The 13,719-nt window shown below is 72.5% G+C and carries 11 protein-coding genes and 2 pseudogenes; 7 read left to right on the top strand and 6 right to left on the bottom strand.

What is annotated here, in order from left to right; genetic code table 11:
- Nucleotides 1–5: 5 nt before the first annotated feature.
- Nucleotides 6–1,280: a TIGR02679 family protein gene (locus tag ACWCP0_RS25920; RefSeq protein WP_451081202.1), complete on the top strand. Its 1,275-nt coding sequence runs from the start codon at nucleotides 6–8 to the stop codon at nucleotides 1,278–1,280.
- Between the two features lie 310 nt (nucleotides 1,281–1,590).
- Entirely contained in the window at nucleotides 1,591–2,826 is a 1,236-nt protein-coding gene (locus tag ACWCP0_RS25915; protein WP_451081181.1) for an acyltransferase family protein, read from the top strand.
- Nucleotides 2,827–2,901: 75 nt separating this feature from the next.
- Here ACWCP0_RS25915 and ACWCP0_RS25910 read toward each other — a convergent pair whose 3' ends face one another.
- The 3 genes from ACWCP0_RS25910 to ACWCP0_RS25900 form a co-directional block, all read right to left on the bottom strand.
- A complete protein-coding gene (locus tag ACWCP0_RS25910; RefSeq protein ID WP_451081180.1) occupies nucleotides 2,902–3,672 on the bottom strand; it encodes a DUF1775 domain-containing protein in 771 nt (256 codons plus the stop codon).
- Between the two features lie 55 nt (nucleotides 3,673–3,727).
- Nucleotides 3,728–4,375 (bottom strand): hypothetical protein, encoded by a 648-nt coding sequence (locus ACWCP0_RS25905; protein WP_451081179.1) that lies wholly within the window; start codon nucleotides 4,373–4,375, stop codon nucleotides 3,728–3,730.
- A 509-nt stretch (nucleotides 4,376–4,884) separates the two neighbouring features.
- Nucleotides 4,885–5,412 (bottom strand): hypothetical protein, encoded by a 528-nt coding sequence (locus ACWCP0_RS25900; protein WP_451081178.1) that lies wholly within the window; start codon nucleotides 5,410–5,412, stop codon nucleotides 4,885–4,887.
- On the opposite strand from ACWCP0_RS25900, the gene ACWCP0_RS25895 reads away from it, so the two are divergent.
- From ACWCP0_RS25895 to ACWCP0_RS25875, 5 genes are all read left to right on the top strand, one after another.
- Nucleotides 5,386–5,649 carry a short-chain fatty acyl-CoA regulator family protein gene (locus ACWCP0_RS25895; protein WP_451081177.1) on the top strand — a complete coding sequence of 88 codons (264 nt, stop codon included), beginning with the start codon at nucleotides 5,386–5,388 and terminating at the stop codon, nucleotides 5,647–5,649. The two genes, ACWCP0_RS25900 and ACWCP0_RS25895, sit on opposite strands and share 27 nt — an antisense overlap.
- 104 nt (nucleotides 5,650–5,753) lie before the next feature.
- Entirely contained in the window at nucleotides 5,754–8,834 is a 3,081-nt protein-coding gene (locus ACWCP0_RS25890; RefSeq protein WP_451081176.1) for a glycoside hydrolase family 3 protein, read from the top strand.
- A gap of 267 nt (nucleotides 8,835–9,101) precedes the next feature.
- Entirely contained in the window at nucleotides 9,102–9,869 is a 768-nt protein-coding gene (locus ACWCP0_RS25885) for an NPP1 family protein (RefSeq protein WP_451081175.1), read from the top strand.
- Nucleotides 9,870–10,044: 175 nt separating this feature from the next.
- Complete coding sequence (locus ACWCP0_RS25880; protein WP_451081174.1) at nucleotides 10,045–10,689, top strand: alpha/beta hydrolase family esterase; 645 nt, start codon at nucleotides 10,045–10,047, stop codon at nucleotides 10,687–10,689.
- Nucleotides 10,683–11,045 (top strand): hypothetical protein, encoded by a 363-nt coding sequence (locus ACWCP0_RS25875; protein ID WP_451081173.1) that lies wholly within the window; start codon nucleotides 10,683–10,685, stop codon nucleotides 11,043–11,045. The genes ACWCP0_RS25880 and ACWCP0_RS25875 overlap by 7 nt, the downstream gene beginning before the upstream one ends.
- A 115-nt stretch (nucleotides 11,046–11,160) precedes the next feature.
- Here ACWCP0_RS25875 and ACWCP0_RS25870 read toward each other — a convergent pair.
- The 3 genes and pseudogenes from ACWCP0_RS25870 to ACWCP0_RS25860 all read right to left on the bottom strand — a co-directional run.
- Nucleotides 11,161–11,411 (bottom strand): annotated as a pseudogene (locus tag ACWCP0_RS25870) (SDR family NAD(P)-dependent oxidoreductase); the annotation flags it as partial.
- A pseudogene (locus tag ACWCP0_RS25865) lies at nucleotides 11,408–11,572 on the bottom strand (fuconate dehydratase); the annotation flags it as partial. The pseudogenes ACWCP0_RS25865 and ACWCP0_RS25870, both read right to left, overlap by 4 nt.
- A 96-nt stretch (nucleotides 11,573–11,668) precedes the next feature.
- Complete coding sequence (locus ACWCP0_RS25860; protein WP_451081172.1) at nucleotides 11,669–13,609, bottom strand: ABC transporter ATP-binding protein; 1,941 nt, start codon at nucleotides 13,607–13,609, stop codon at nucleotides 11,669–11,671.
- Nucleotides 13,610–13,719: the final 110 nt, after the last annotated feature.

Below are 13,719 nucleotides of genomic sequence, written 5' to 3'. Positions count from 1 at the left end.
AACCGGTGGGGCCGGCAGACCCAGCGGGCCCCGTACCCTCCCAGGAACCGCACTCCGGTGGGCGCATCGACGCCGACCGCCTCAGCCGGCTGCTCGGCGGTCCCGGCCTCGCTTGGCTGGTGGACCGGTCCCGGCAGCGCATGGCGCGTGGCAGGCCCCTCACCGGGCCCGTCACCCTGTCCTCTCCAGACGCATCACAACGTCTCGCCGTCGAACGCCTGTTGGGGATCGCCCCGCGGGGTGGCCGTTCGTTGACCGTACGCCTGGAGGCGGTGGACGCGGTCCTGCGGCGCTCCGGCGTGAGCCCGGACGGACTGGAAGCGGCGGTCGTGGCACTCACCGGCCCGGTGACTGTCCTCGCCGAGGCGCGGAGCAACGAGGCGCGCGCATGGGAGGAGGCGTACGCCCCCCTCGACACGCTCGGTCCCGAACTGACCGACTGGGCACACCGGATACGCCAGGACGGTCACGTACGACGACTTGCCCGCACCTCGCAAGGCGCCAGGTCGCTGGTGGACGCCGCTGTCCGGGCGCTGCGTTCGCTGCCCGCCGTGCCTCCGACCTCCCGGGCGTCCTTCGCGGCAGGGACCCTTGCGAATGCCCACGCTCTGGACGACGGGACTCCGCTCGCCACGCTTGTGTTGTCCGGGATCCGCGCCCTCACCGGCTTCCCCGACGGCTCCGGGGCCGAATGGCGGCGAGAGGCCTGGGCATCGGGGGGCCTGCTCAAGGACGACGTGTCCTCCACGGTCCTCACCCTCAACCTGCGGGGAAACCCGTCCCTCGACTGGATGGCCGACGCCGGCGAGCCCGCCGTTCTCACGTTGCGTCAGCTCGCCCGCCGTATGCCGGTCGGCGATGCCCGGGCGACCGGTGTCGTCCGGGTGTGTGAGAATCCGGCGGTGCTGTCCGCCGCCGCCGACGCGTTCGGGCCGGCCTGCCCGCCCATGGTGTGCCTCCAGGGACAGCCCTCGGCTGCGGCACTCACCCTCTTGCGCGGCCTGGCCGATCGTGGGGCAGGGCTTCTCTACCATGGGGACTTCGATTGGGGTGGAGCGCGTATCGCGAATGCACTCGGGCGAAGTGTCCCCTGGAAGCCTTGGCGCTATGGCGCCGCACACTACCGGGAGGCAGCCGGTGCAGTGGCCGGCTCCTCCACCCTGGTGGGCACGCCTGTCGAGACCCCGTGGGACCCGGGCCTGAATGTCGCTCTGCGTGAGCTTGGCGTTCGCGTCGAAGAAGAGACGGTGCTCGACGATCTCCTTTCCGACCTGGAGTGACCTCCCGCATTTCGCGGCTGGGATGTCGAGGGGTCAACCCGGCCTCTCATGGGGCAGCAGAGCCCACGCCTTCCGACGGGGGACTCGTGTCAGCGCTCAATCGCCGGTGAAGCTCACAAGGAGAAGTGCACGTGGGCGCTGAGGCGCCCACTCTCGTGCGGGGCCATCTCCGGCTTCGCCGGCTGCGCCACCCACCAGGGTGCTCTCGGGGAGCGCGGCTCAGATTCGGGGTGCGCCGGTCAGTCGGCGGGGGTGGCTCCGGACACCTGTCGGATGGTTGAAGCCGGCAAATTCGCCAACCCTGGAGCACATGACGCGTTGCGCATCACCCCCTGTGCCGCCGGAGGCGTCGAGATCCGCCGGGCCGGGCCGCCGGCCGTACACGTCGTCGACGGGACGGCTGATCGGCCTCGATCTGGCGCGCGGCCTGGCGATCCTGGGGATGTTCGCGGCGCATGTCGGCCCCGAGCCGTCGGTGGGCGGTGCGCTGGGCTGGGTGATGGAGGTGGCGCGTGGCCGGTCCGCCGCCCTGTTCGCGGTGCTGGCCGGGTTCACCCTGGTGATTCTGACCGGCAGGCCGCAGCCTCGGACGGGACGGGCGGGGCGGCAGGCCGTGGGGCGGGTGCTGATCCGCTCGGTGCTCCTGATCGCCCTGGGCTACGCCCTGATCGCCCTGGACACCGACGTGGACGTGATCCTCCCCTGCTACGGGGTCCTCTTCGTCCTCGCCCTTCCGCTGTACCGGCTGCGAGCCGCCTCCTTGGCCGCCATTGCCGCGGCGACCGCGCTCGTCATGCCCCAGGTCCTGTACCTGCTGCGGGTGGCGGTCGAGGACAGAAGCCGGGGCGACGCCGTCATCGGCCACGATCCGCCGGCGTGGATCACTGATTCGGACGGGCTCGTCGAACTGTTCATCACGGGGGCGTACCCGGTACCGACCTGGCTTCCGTTCATCGTCGCCGGAATGGCGGTGGCGAGACTGGACCTCGGCCGGCCCGGCCGCGTGGGCAGAGTGGGCCTGCTCGGCGGTGCGCTGGCCGTGATCGGCTACGGAGGCTCCTGGCTGGCCCTGCACCTCGTCCCCGGTGCGCTGAACGGGGTGAGAGAGGCCTCGGGCACCGGGGCGGCGGCATCGGCCTGGTGGTCCGACGCCGTGGGCGAGGACCCCACCGCAGGAATTCCCGCCTGGCTGCTGGTGGCTTCGCCGCACAGCCAGACGACCTGGTCCGTCCTCGGCAACACCGGCGTCGCCCTGGCAGTGCTGGCCGGCTGCCTCGTCGCCATGGAACGGTCGCCGCGGTTCCGGTGGGCGGCCACGCCGGTCGTCGCGGTCGGATCGATCGCCCTGACCGCGTACGTCGCCCACATCCTCGCCATCGGGGCCCTGGGCGACGTCGACATGCCGGAGTCCGCCGCCCTGCCGGTCTTCCTCTGCTTCGCCGTGGCGGTCATGCTCTTCGCTCTCGTCCGGACCCGGTTCTTCCGGCGGGGGCCGTTGGAGTACGTGATGCACGCGGCCACGCTGCCGGCCCTCCTGATCAAGTGACCGGGGAACAGGGCGTCCCCTCCGGATCCTGCGCCGGGCGCCGGGCGAGCCCGGCGCCCGGCGGGCGTGTCGGCTTCAGACGCGGCCGGCAGAGCCTCGGCGCCTCCACCACCAGGCACCACCGGCGAGGGCCGCGAGCGCGAGCACACCGATGACGATCGCGGCGGCGGGCGAGGATCCACTGTCCTTCTCCTGCTCCGCCGCCGTCTGCTCGGCCGCGCCGTCAGCGGGCTTGCCGTCCTGCCCGGCGGGCGTGCTCGGTGCCGGGGTGGTGGGCGCCGCGGTCGTGGGCGCGGTGCTCGGGCCGGCGGCGACCGTCTCGGCCCCGGGGGCCGCGGGCTTCAGGGCGAGGGTCGGCGCGGAGTTGCCGTGCCCGTGCCCGTGTCCGTCCCCGTGCCCGCCCGCCTCCTCCAGTTCGATCCAGCGGTCGACGCGGCCGTCCGCGTAGGACTGCAGGGTCTTGAAGGCCAGCGTCCTGGTATCGGGCAGCTGTCGGACGATCACGGAGTAGGCTGCGTCGTCGCCGGTGGCGACCGCCGGGCCGGAGACGGCGTAACCGCGGGCCGTGGCGGCGAGCTTCCAGCCGGTCGGGCCTGCCTTGTACGCGATGTCGGCCGGGGCGAGGCCCTCGGGGAGGATCACCTCCAGCTTGGTGATGCCGGCGCTGTCGGACTCCGACTCGGCGGTGAAGTTCAGGGTGACGTTCTCGGCGAGGGCGGCGGCGCCCTCGGCCTCGACCTCCACGTGTGCCGCGGTCGGGGCGGCGAGGGCGAAGGAGGCCGCGAGGGCGGCGCCGGTGAGCAGGGACAGACGGCGCGCGGTACGCGTCGGCGTGATGCGAGGCACGGGTGGCTCCCGAAGTGGTGGGCGGTGTGCGGGCACGCCGGAACGTGCCCCGAGGTCAGTGGGCGAGAGCGGTCCCCACCGGCGGCCCGCGACGAACGACCGAGTGCGCCAGCACCAGGGAGGCGGGTGAGCACACCGGAGCCCGCACCCGGACCGGTCGGGGCATGTGCGTCACGGCCTGTGGCGGCCGTGCGGGCACGAGACGGCCGACGAGCCCGGCAACCGTGTCACCGATGCGCTGTCCGGCGGAGCGGCATGCGGCGTCCGCACGCTGCATGAGCCAGGCCACCAGCACCGCCGCCGCAAGATGGGCGGCGGTCATGGCGGCACCGTGGTGGCCGGCGTGCCAGGTCTCGTGCGACCCGCTGTGGCCGGGCGACTGATGCGAAGGGTGAGGCCGGTGCGCCTGCACCCCTGCGAGCCACAGGTGCAGGAGGTACTGCGCTGCTGCGGTCGCCGCCGTCACGGTGGTCAGCGACCGTGGCGAGCGTACGGCCGGCAGAACGAGCAGGACGAGCAGCAGACCGGCGAGCAGGGCGGCCCGCCACGACGCGGGACGCCCGGAGGCCAGGTGATGGCCGGTGACGGCAAGTGCGGTGCTCGTCGCGCTGAAGGTCGCCGCGCGCACAGCAGCGACCGCCACGCCGGTCACCGGTTCCCGACCGGTGCGGCGCGCGGCACTCCTGCTGCTGGTCCACGACATGGCTGCCCCATCATGGGGCACGGCCGCGCGGTGCGGGCTGGTGAGTTGAGGATTCGACGGGCGGTCGCGGTGATCCCGACCAGAACGGCCGAACCCGGCAGCGCGGTCGCCGCCGGCACCCGGCGCAGCCCGAGCACGGTCACCGCGGCTCCACACCCGGGCGGTGCCCGCCGAGAGCCCCGGCATCGTCACGGGTCCCGCGGTCGGGTCCCGTCGCAAGGGCTCCTGCCGGGTGTGAGGCGCCGGGCGCGCCTGCCCGCACTCGTCCGCCGGGACGGAGCGCCACTACGCCGGGGCCGCTGCCGCGGAAGAGGAGCTCGCCGCGATGCCGCGATGCCGCGATGCCGCGATGCCGCGATGCCGAGATGCCGCGATGCCGCGATGCCGCGCCGGCCTCGGCACCGACCCGGATGTCGTCGAACGGATGCGACGACGAGCCGCAGGAGCGCCCGCGCACGACACGGACCCGGCCGCCCCTTCCCGAGGAGCGGCCGGGCCTGCGCGAGCGGTCAGGAGGAGGGCAGTTCCCCGCGCACCGCCCGGGCTGCCGCGACCAGGTTCTCCAGTGACGCCCGGGTCTCCGGCCAGTCGCGCGTCTTCAGGCCGCAGTCGGGGTTGACCCACATCCGCTCCGGCGGGATGGCCTGCAGCCCCTTGCGCAGCAGGGCGGCCGCCTCCTCGGCGCTCGGCACGCGCGGGGAATGGATGTCGTACACGCCCGGGCCGGCCTCGCGCGGGTAGCCGTGGGCGGCGAGTTCGCGGGCGACCTGTATGTGGGAGCGGGCCGCCTCCAGGCTGATGACGTCGGCGTCGAGGTCGTCGACGGCCTGGATGACGTCGCCGAACTCGGCGTAGCACATGTGCGTGTGGATCTGGATGTCCGGTCGGACGCCGCTCGTGGTGAGGCGGAACGCCTCGGTGGCCCAGGCGAGGTAGGCCGCGTGGTCGGCGGCCCGCAGGGGCAGAGTCTCGCGCAGCGCGGGCTCGTCAACTGCGACGCCGCTGCTCCCATGGGCACGGCCGGCCGCATCTGCCAACGCCTCGACTGCCCACAGCGCGCGGTGTCACCGCTCGGCCGGCCCCTCGCGGTCGACGAGGACAGCAGCACCTTGGTGCCGTACGCGGTCGAGGACCCCGGATCGGGGTGCCGGCGGACGGCCGGGAGCGGGCCTGTCGTTCCGGTGCGCGGATACGGAGGACCGACGGAAGGTGAACCGTTCGGCGGGCCACGTGTTCAAAGGCTGAACAAACAACTCCCCGCGAACCTCGGGTGATTGGCTCTGTCACGTGTTTGGTGTGAAGTCTTGACGGCAATGGTCCAGGCCAGTTGACTCGCGCCCCGTGAAATGAAGCCGGCGTCGTCCTCGGAGGAAGCCTCATGCACCAAGCAAGACCCCGGTTCGCACGAACCGCCGTGCTCGTGTCCGCATGTGTCCTCACCGGACTCCTCCCTCTCACCTCGGCGGCCACGGCCGCTGCGGACGAACCGCCCCCGGTCGCGGTCGACCGTTTCGAGGGCGAGGTGCCCTTCGCCAACCCGCCCGCCGAAGGCATCTTCACCTGGGGCAGCGACGCCGACGACCATCCCCGGCTGGCCTTCGAGGAGCGCCCGGACGCCCCCGAGGGCGCCAAGGTCCTCAAGGGCTCGTACGACATCAGCGGCTGGGGCGGGTTCACCCACGACTTCGCCTTCGACGAGCCCGCCCACGACTGGACCGCCCACCAGGGCATCCGCTTCTGGTGGTACGGCCAGAACACCGCGCCCCTGCCGCCCGGCTCCGGCAAGCGGATCAACTTCGAGCTCAAGGACGGCGGCGCCAACGGCGAGGCGTCCGAGCTCTGGACCACGTCCTTCACCGACGACTGGGAGGGCTGGCATCTCGTCGAGATCCCGTTCTCGCAGTTCGAGTACCGCACCGACTACCAGCCGGTCGGCGGCATCGACCAGGTGCTCGGCCTGAACGAGATCTGGGGCTACGCCCTCACCCTCCCGGTCGGGCAGCAGGGCGAGTTCGCCCTCGACGGCGTCGAGCTGTACGGCAAGGCCGACCCGGCGCTCACCGCCAAGGTCGTCACCGACGCCGCCGTGCACCCGGTCGGCGAGGGCGGCTCGGCCGATGTCCGGATCACCGTCGCGACCACGGGCTCCGCCCCGATCGAGGAGCCGGTGACCGTCGAGTACGCCACCGAAGGCGGCACCGCGACCGCCGGCAAGGACTACACGGCGGTGACCGGCACGGTCACCTTCCCCGCGGGCACGCCCTCCGGGACCTCCCGCACCGTCACCGTGCCCACCCTGAAGGACGGTTCGGCCGAGTCCGCCGAGACGGTCCCGCTGAAGCTGACGGTCTCCGGGGCGACGGCGCCCGCCGAGAACCCGCAGGTCGTGATCGACGCGCACGGCCTGCCGTATCTGGACGCGCGGCTGCCCGTGAAGAAGCGGGTTGCCGACCTCCTCTCCCGGATGACCCTGGCCGAGAAGGCGGGGCAGATGACCCAGGCCGAGCGCAACGCGCTCAAGGCGCAGGGCGACATCGCGGCGTACGACCTCGGATCGCTGCTCTCCGGCGGCGGTTCGGTCCCGACACCCAACGCCCCCGAGGCCTGGGCGAAGATGATCGACGCGTACCAGCTGCGCGCGCAGGCGACCCGCTTCCAGATCCCGCTGATCTACGGGGTGGACGCCGTCCACGGCCACAACAACGTTGTCGGTGCCACGATCATGCCCCACAACATCGGCATCGGGGCAGGCCGCGACCCCCGGCTCGCCGAGCGGACGGGCGCCGTCACCGCCGCCGAGGTGCGCGCCACCGGAATCCCCTGGGACTTCGCGCCCTGTCTGTGCGTGACGCGCGACGAGCGCTGGGGCCGCTCGTACGAGGCGTACGGCGAGGACCCGGCACTGGTCACCGCGATGGAGACGGTCATCCGCGGCATGCAGGGCGCCGCGAACGGCAAGGACCTGAAGCGCAACGACAAGGTGCTGGCCACGGCCAAGCACTTCGTCGGTGACGGCGGCACCGAGTTCGGCTCGTCCACCACCGGCTCCTACACGATCGACCAGGGCATCACCAAGGTCACGCGCGAGGAGCTGGAGGCCGTCCACCTCGCCCCGTTCAAGGACGCGGTGAAGCGCGGAGTGGGCACGGTCATGCCCTCGTACTCCTCCGTCGACATCGTCGGCGACGACGCGGGCCCGGTGAAGATGCACGCCAACGCCGAGCTGATCAACGGTGTCCTGAAGGACCGCATGGGCTTCAAGGGCTTCGTCATCAGCGACTGGCAGGCCATCGACCAGATCCCGGGCGACTACGCGAGCGACGTGCGTACGTCGGTCAACGCGGGCCTCGACATGATCATGGTGCCGACGGCGTACCAGGACTTCCACCGCACACTCGTCGCGGAGGTCGGGGCGGGCCGCATCCCGCAGGCCCGGGTGGACGACGCGGTGTCCCGCATCCTGGAGCAGAAGTTCACGCTCGGTCTCTTCGAGAAGCCGTACACCGACACCTCGGGTCCGGCGAAGGTCGGCTCCGCCGAACACCGGGCGGTGGCCAGGGAGGCGGCGGCCAAGTCCCAGGTGCTGCTGAAGAACAACGGCGGTCTGCTGCCGCTGAAGCCCTCGCAGAAGGTGTACGTGGCGGGATCGAACGCCGACGACCTGGGCAACCAGGCGGGCGGCTGGACGATCAGCTGGCAGGGCTCGTCGGGGAGGAGCACCGAGGGGACGACGATCCTGGCCGCGATGGAGAAGGCCGCGCCCGGCACCGTCACGCACTCGAAGGACGCGTCGGCGCCCCTGGACGGCCATGACGTGGGTGTCGTCGTGGTCGGCGAGACCCCGTACGCGGAGGGCATCGGCGACGTCGGCAACGGACACGACCTGGAGTTGTCGGCCGCCGACAAGGCCGCGGTCGACAAGGTCTGTGCCGCCATGAAGTGCGCGGTCCTCGTGGTGGCCGGCCGTCCGCAGCTCATCGGCGACCGCCTCGGCGACATCGACGCCCTGGTCGCCTCGTGGCTGCCCGGCACCGAGGGCGACGGCGTCGCGGACGTGCTGTACGGGAAGCGTGCCTTCACCGGCCAACTCCCGGTCACCTGGCCCAGGTCGGAGGCCCAGCTCCCGATCAACGTCGGGGACACGGCGTACGACCCGCAGTTCCCGTACGGCTGGGGGCTCACGACGCTCGGCTCCGCCCCGGCCGGCGGCGAGCGCACCCTCAGGGCCCTGGCGGTCGCCGCCGCGCTCGTCGAGAGGGCGGGCGGGGCCACGTCCGAGGCAGGCCGCGCCATCGCCACCAAGGCGCGGGAGATCGCCCAGCACAGGATCGGGCAGCGCATCACGCCCGCGGTGGCCAAGCCCTTCGCGGAGGCCGACCACCTGTTCCTGACGGGCGACCTGACGGGCGCGGTGGCCGAGCTCACCGCGGCCCACCGGGCCGCCGGGGCGGCCGGCTGACGTCTCCGGGCACCTTCGCGCGCTCCGGGCGAAGGGCCCGACCCGGTGGGGTCGGGCCCTTCGCCGTGGCACCGGACGCGGCGCTGCCGCAGGTCCGGGTGCACCGCGGGCCGGCGTCCCGGCCCCGTTCGCCAACCCCCTTGTATTGGTGGACCTTTCACCGTTCCGACACCTGTCGACGGTCGGTGTGTACACGAGTGCGGACAGGCTGAGCTGTGCATGCCAATATGACGGCGCTCCACGCCGGCCGTCGATCAGGAGGACGCAGTGAAGAAAAGCTCCCGCATCCGCAAGGCCTCGCTCGTCGTCGGCAGCGCCGTCGCGCTGGTCGTCGCCTTCCCGGGCAGCGCGTTCGCCGCCCCGCCGCCGGCCCTGCCCGCCAACGCGGACGGACTGGAGCAGTCCTTCCAGCCGGCCTACGACTACGACACGGACGGCTGCTACCCCACTCCCGCCATCGGCCCCGACGGGACGATCAACCCCGGCCTCAACCCGACCGGGGCCCTCAACGGCAGCTGCCGCGACTCCTGGGACCTCGACAACACCAACGGATACGCGCGCTACAAGTGCAACAACGGCTGGTGCGCGATCATCTACGGCCTCTACTTCGAGAAGGACCAGGCCATACCCGGCATCAGCCTCGGCGGACACCGCCACGACTGGGAGCACGTCGTGGTGTGGGTGCAGAACAACCAGGCCCAGTACGTCTCCACCTCCGCCCACGGCGACTTCAACATCTACGGCCGTGACCAGATCCGGTGGGACGGGACGCACCCCAAGATCGTCTACCACAAGGACGGCGCGAGCACGCACTGCTTCCGCCCCGCGAACTCCAACGACGAGCCGCCGGAGAACCACTACCACGGCTGGCAGTTCCCCAAGCTGATCGGCTGGAACGGTTACCCCGCGGGTCTCCGCGACAAGCTGAGCCAGGCCAACTTCGGCAGTGCCCACTTCGGTCTCAAGGACGGCAGCTTCAACAGCCACCTCGCGGAGGCCAAGCCGGCCGGCATCCCGTTCGACCCCAACGCCTGACCGCTGCCCTGAAGACGATCCCGGACCGACCGAACAGTCACTCTTCCGCAACAGTCGCACATCACCCCGGATGCACCTACCAGTTCCATGAGCAGCGACGATGTCGAAGATCGGTCGATCCGGGATCGACGGCGGTGCTGGACACACCGCCGGGCGTGCTGATCATGTCGAGGGCATGACCTCGCGCTCCACCCCCTCACGCCGCGCCACGACCATGCCCGGCCGGCTCGTCGCCCTGGCCCTCGGGAGCACCCTCGCCGCCGGCTGCACCACGGCGACCGGGCCGGCCTCCCCGCCGGCTCCGGCCGGCAGCTCACAGGGCGGCAGTCGGGCGCCCGCAGCCGCCGACACCCGGGAGCAGGTCCGGGTGGACGGCGGCACCCGGGAGTATCTGCTGCACCGGCCCGGCACGAACGGCGGCGGGCGCAAGCCGCTCGTCATCGCCTTCCACGGGCGCGGTTCCACCGCCTCCGGCATGCGCGAGACGAGCGGCCTCGACAAGGCGGCCGGGGCACGCGACATGCTCATCGCCTGTCCCGAGGGGCTGCGCAGGGGATGGGGCGCCGGTACTGCCGTCACCGGACAGCGGCCGGATCCCGACGCCGACGTGCGCTTCACCGAGGCCCTGGTCGACCAGCTGGTGCGGACCGGGCAGGCCGATCCCGAACGGGTCTACGTCGTCGGCTTCTCCAACGGAGGATCGATGGCACTGCGGGTGGCGGCCCAACGCCCCGGCCTGTGGCGGGAGCCGCCGCCGTCGCGGGCCAACTCCCCACCGGACCCGCGGCGGTCAGGCCCTCGGGACCGGTCCCGGTGTTGATCATCCATGGCGCCGACGATCCCGTACGCCCCCTCGCAGGCCTGCCCAGCCCCGGCCCGGCCGCCGCGGGCGAAGAGCCGGTCACCCCCAGCATGTCGACCCGCGCCAGTGCCGAGGCGTTCGCCGGCGCAGCCGGCGCGAGCGGACCCGCCGAGGAGAGCGAGGCGGATTACGACCGCACGGTGTGGAGTCCCGGGCACCGAGGAGCCGCTGTCGAGCTCCTGGTCGTGCACGGTGCGGGCCACACCTGGCCCGGCTCATCCGTCGCCCCGCCCGCGGGTTTCGGCCGCACCAGCACCGCGCTGGACGCGACGAGCGTCATTCTCGATTTCCTCGCCGCTGCCCGGCGGCGATGAACCGTGCACCGTGAACCGGAACTCCGCCGACGCCGCGGGAGTACGGAGGGATCGCAGGCGCAGCCGGTAGACGGTGTCCGGGGCGCCGTCATGGGTGGTGGTGTCCAGGCGGTCGACCGCCGGCACCGATCCCGGCGTTGTCGACCAGGATGTCGATGCCGTCGAGAGCCTGCGCCGCCGCCGTGACGGCCTCCCGTACGGAGGCGTCGTCGGAGACGTCCGCCCGGAGCGTGGTCAGCCGCTCCTCGACGGCGTCAGGCCTGAGGTCGAGGCGGCCACGCGGGCGCCGAGCAGCTGAGCCGTGGCCAGGCCGATGCCCGAGGCCCCGCCCGTGACGACGGCCCTGAGTCCGGAGAGGTCGCTCATGCCGGGAACTCCGTCCTCATCGCGAGGTCGGCGGCCCAGAAGGCGCCGTCCGGATCGGTGTACCGGGCGATGGAGCCCGGCCGCATCTGCGCCGAGAAGCCCGGCGACCGGGGTGCCACGTAGTGGCCGGCCCTGATGACGACCGGGTCGTCGAAGTGTTCCGACGGCACGCCAGGCAGGGCGAGTTGACGCAGGGCAACCCCTCCAGGACCGGCGTCGTGCCGATGCCGGTCCTGGGGACACACGCTCAGGACGTCTCAACCGTGGGCATCAGCGGCGTCGGCGGCGGCAGCGGCACCGTCGGTGCCGGCGTCGGTGGCGGCGTCGGCGGCGGCCAGGAACTGGGTCGTGGCGAGCTCGGCGTACAGCGGATCGGAGCCGACCAGTTCGGCGTGGGTGCCGATGGCCCGGACCGTACCGCCGTCCATGACGACGATCCGGTCGGCCAGCGTCACCGTGGACAGGCGGTGCGCGACCACGAGCACGGTCGTCGTGCGGGCGACCTCGGCGACGGTGTCCCGCAGCGCCGACTCGTTGACCGCGTCGAGCTGCGAGGTGGCCTCGTCGAGGAGGAGCAGACGGGGACGGCGAAGCAGAGCGCGGGCGATGGCGACGCGCTGGCGCTCGCCTCCGGACAGTTTTGTGCCGCGGTGGCCGACCAGGGTGTCGAGGCCCTTGGGGAGCCGGGCGACGAGGCCGTCGAGACGGGTGGTGCGCAGGACCTCCCCCAGGTCGTGCTCGGTGGCATCCGGCGCGCCGAGCAGCAGGTTGTCGCGCAGGGAGCCGGACAGCACGGGAGCGTCCTGTTCGACGTAACCGATCGCGGCCCGCAGTTCCGGGATCTTCCAGGACAGCAGGTCCCGGTCGTCGAGGAGGATCGTGCCGGACGTCGGCTCGTAGAACCGCTCGATGAGGGAGAAGACCGTCGTCTTGCCCGCCCCCGACGGGCCGACGAAGGCGGTCATCCCGCGCGGCGGGACGGTGAAACTCACCGCCTGGTGCACCGGCGGCAGGTCCGGCGCGTACCGGAAGTGCACGTCCCGGAAGGCCAGTCGGGCGGGCTCGGAGCCGGACGCCGGCAGCGCCGCGGGACCGCTCACCGGTTCGGTCGGCAGCCGCTCGGCCTCCTGGATGCGGCCGACCGCCGCGGCGCCCACCTGGTACTCGGTGACGGCGCCGACGAGTTGCTGGATGGGCGGCATCAGATAGAAGACGTACATCAGGAACGCGATGAGCGTGCCCACGTCGATCGCCCCGGACGCCACCCGGGAGCCGCCGACGGCGAGGACCGTGAGGAACGCGATCTGCGAGGCCAGGCCCGCGGTGTTCCCGGCCAGCGCCGCCCACTTGGCCGCGCGCACGCTGGACCGCCAGGAATCGGCGGCGGCCCGGTGGATGGCCTCCTCCTCCCGGTGCTCGGCCCCGGACGCCTTGACCGTACGCAGCGCACCGAGCATCCGCTCCAGCGCGGCGCCCATCAGCCCGACCGATTCCTGGGCGCGCCTGCTGGCCCGGTTGATCCTGGGGACGAGGACCCCGATGACGGTACCCGCGAAGAGGAGCACGCCGAGCGTGACGGCCAGCAGTACCGGGTCGAGTACGCCCATCATCGCCACGGTCGCGACCAGCGTGAGGCTTCCGGTGACCGCGCCCACGAGGGAGTCGGTGGTCACCTCGCGCAACAGCGTCGTGTCGGAGGTGACCCGGGACATCAGATCACCGGGCTCGGCGTGGTCGACGGCGGATATGCGCAGACGCAGCAGATGGGACACGAGCCGCCGCCGGGCGGTGAGCACCACCGACTCGGCGGTGCGCCGCAGCACGAACCCCCCGAGCGCCCCGATCCCTGCGTTGGCGACGACCAGCACGGTCATCAGCAGCAGCGCGCCGGTCACCGGCCGGTCCGCGCCCAGATTGTCCACCAGCTGCTTGGCGGCCAGCGGCAGGATCAGCCCGGTCGCACCGGTGACCAGACTCAGCAGCCCGCCCAGCAACAGCCAGTGCCGGTACGGGCGTACGTAGCCCAGCAGCACGCGCCACGCGGGCGGGCCGGCGGCCGCCGGGTCACCGCCGCCGGGAGGGGTCCCCGGTGTGTGCGCGGATCCGAGGTCCGGCTGGGTGTCCGGCTGGGGGGCCGGCTGCGTGTTCGACGGAGTGTCCAGCGGGGTTTCCCGCTTGGTGTCCGGCTGGGTGTCCATGAAAGTCCTCGTGGGATGCCATGACGGGCTGACGAACTGCTGTGTCCTCAGTGAAGCGGATCAGCAGGCCCGGCACGGCCGGTTCACAGCCGCCGGTACCGCGGCACTGC

The organism is Streptomyces sp. NPDC001970 (assembly GCF_053594115.1).
Note: the sequence above shows the minus strand (reverse complement) of the source record. Positions and strands in the feature narration are given on the sequence as shown.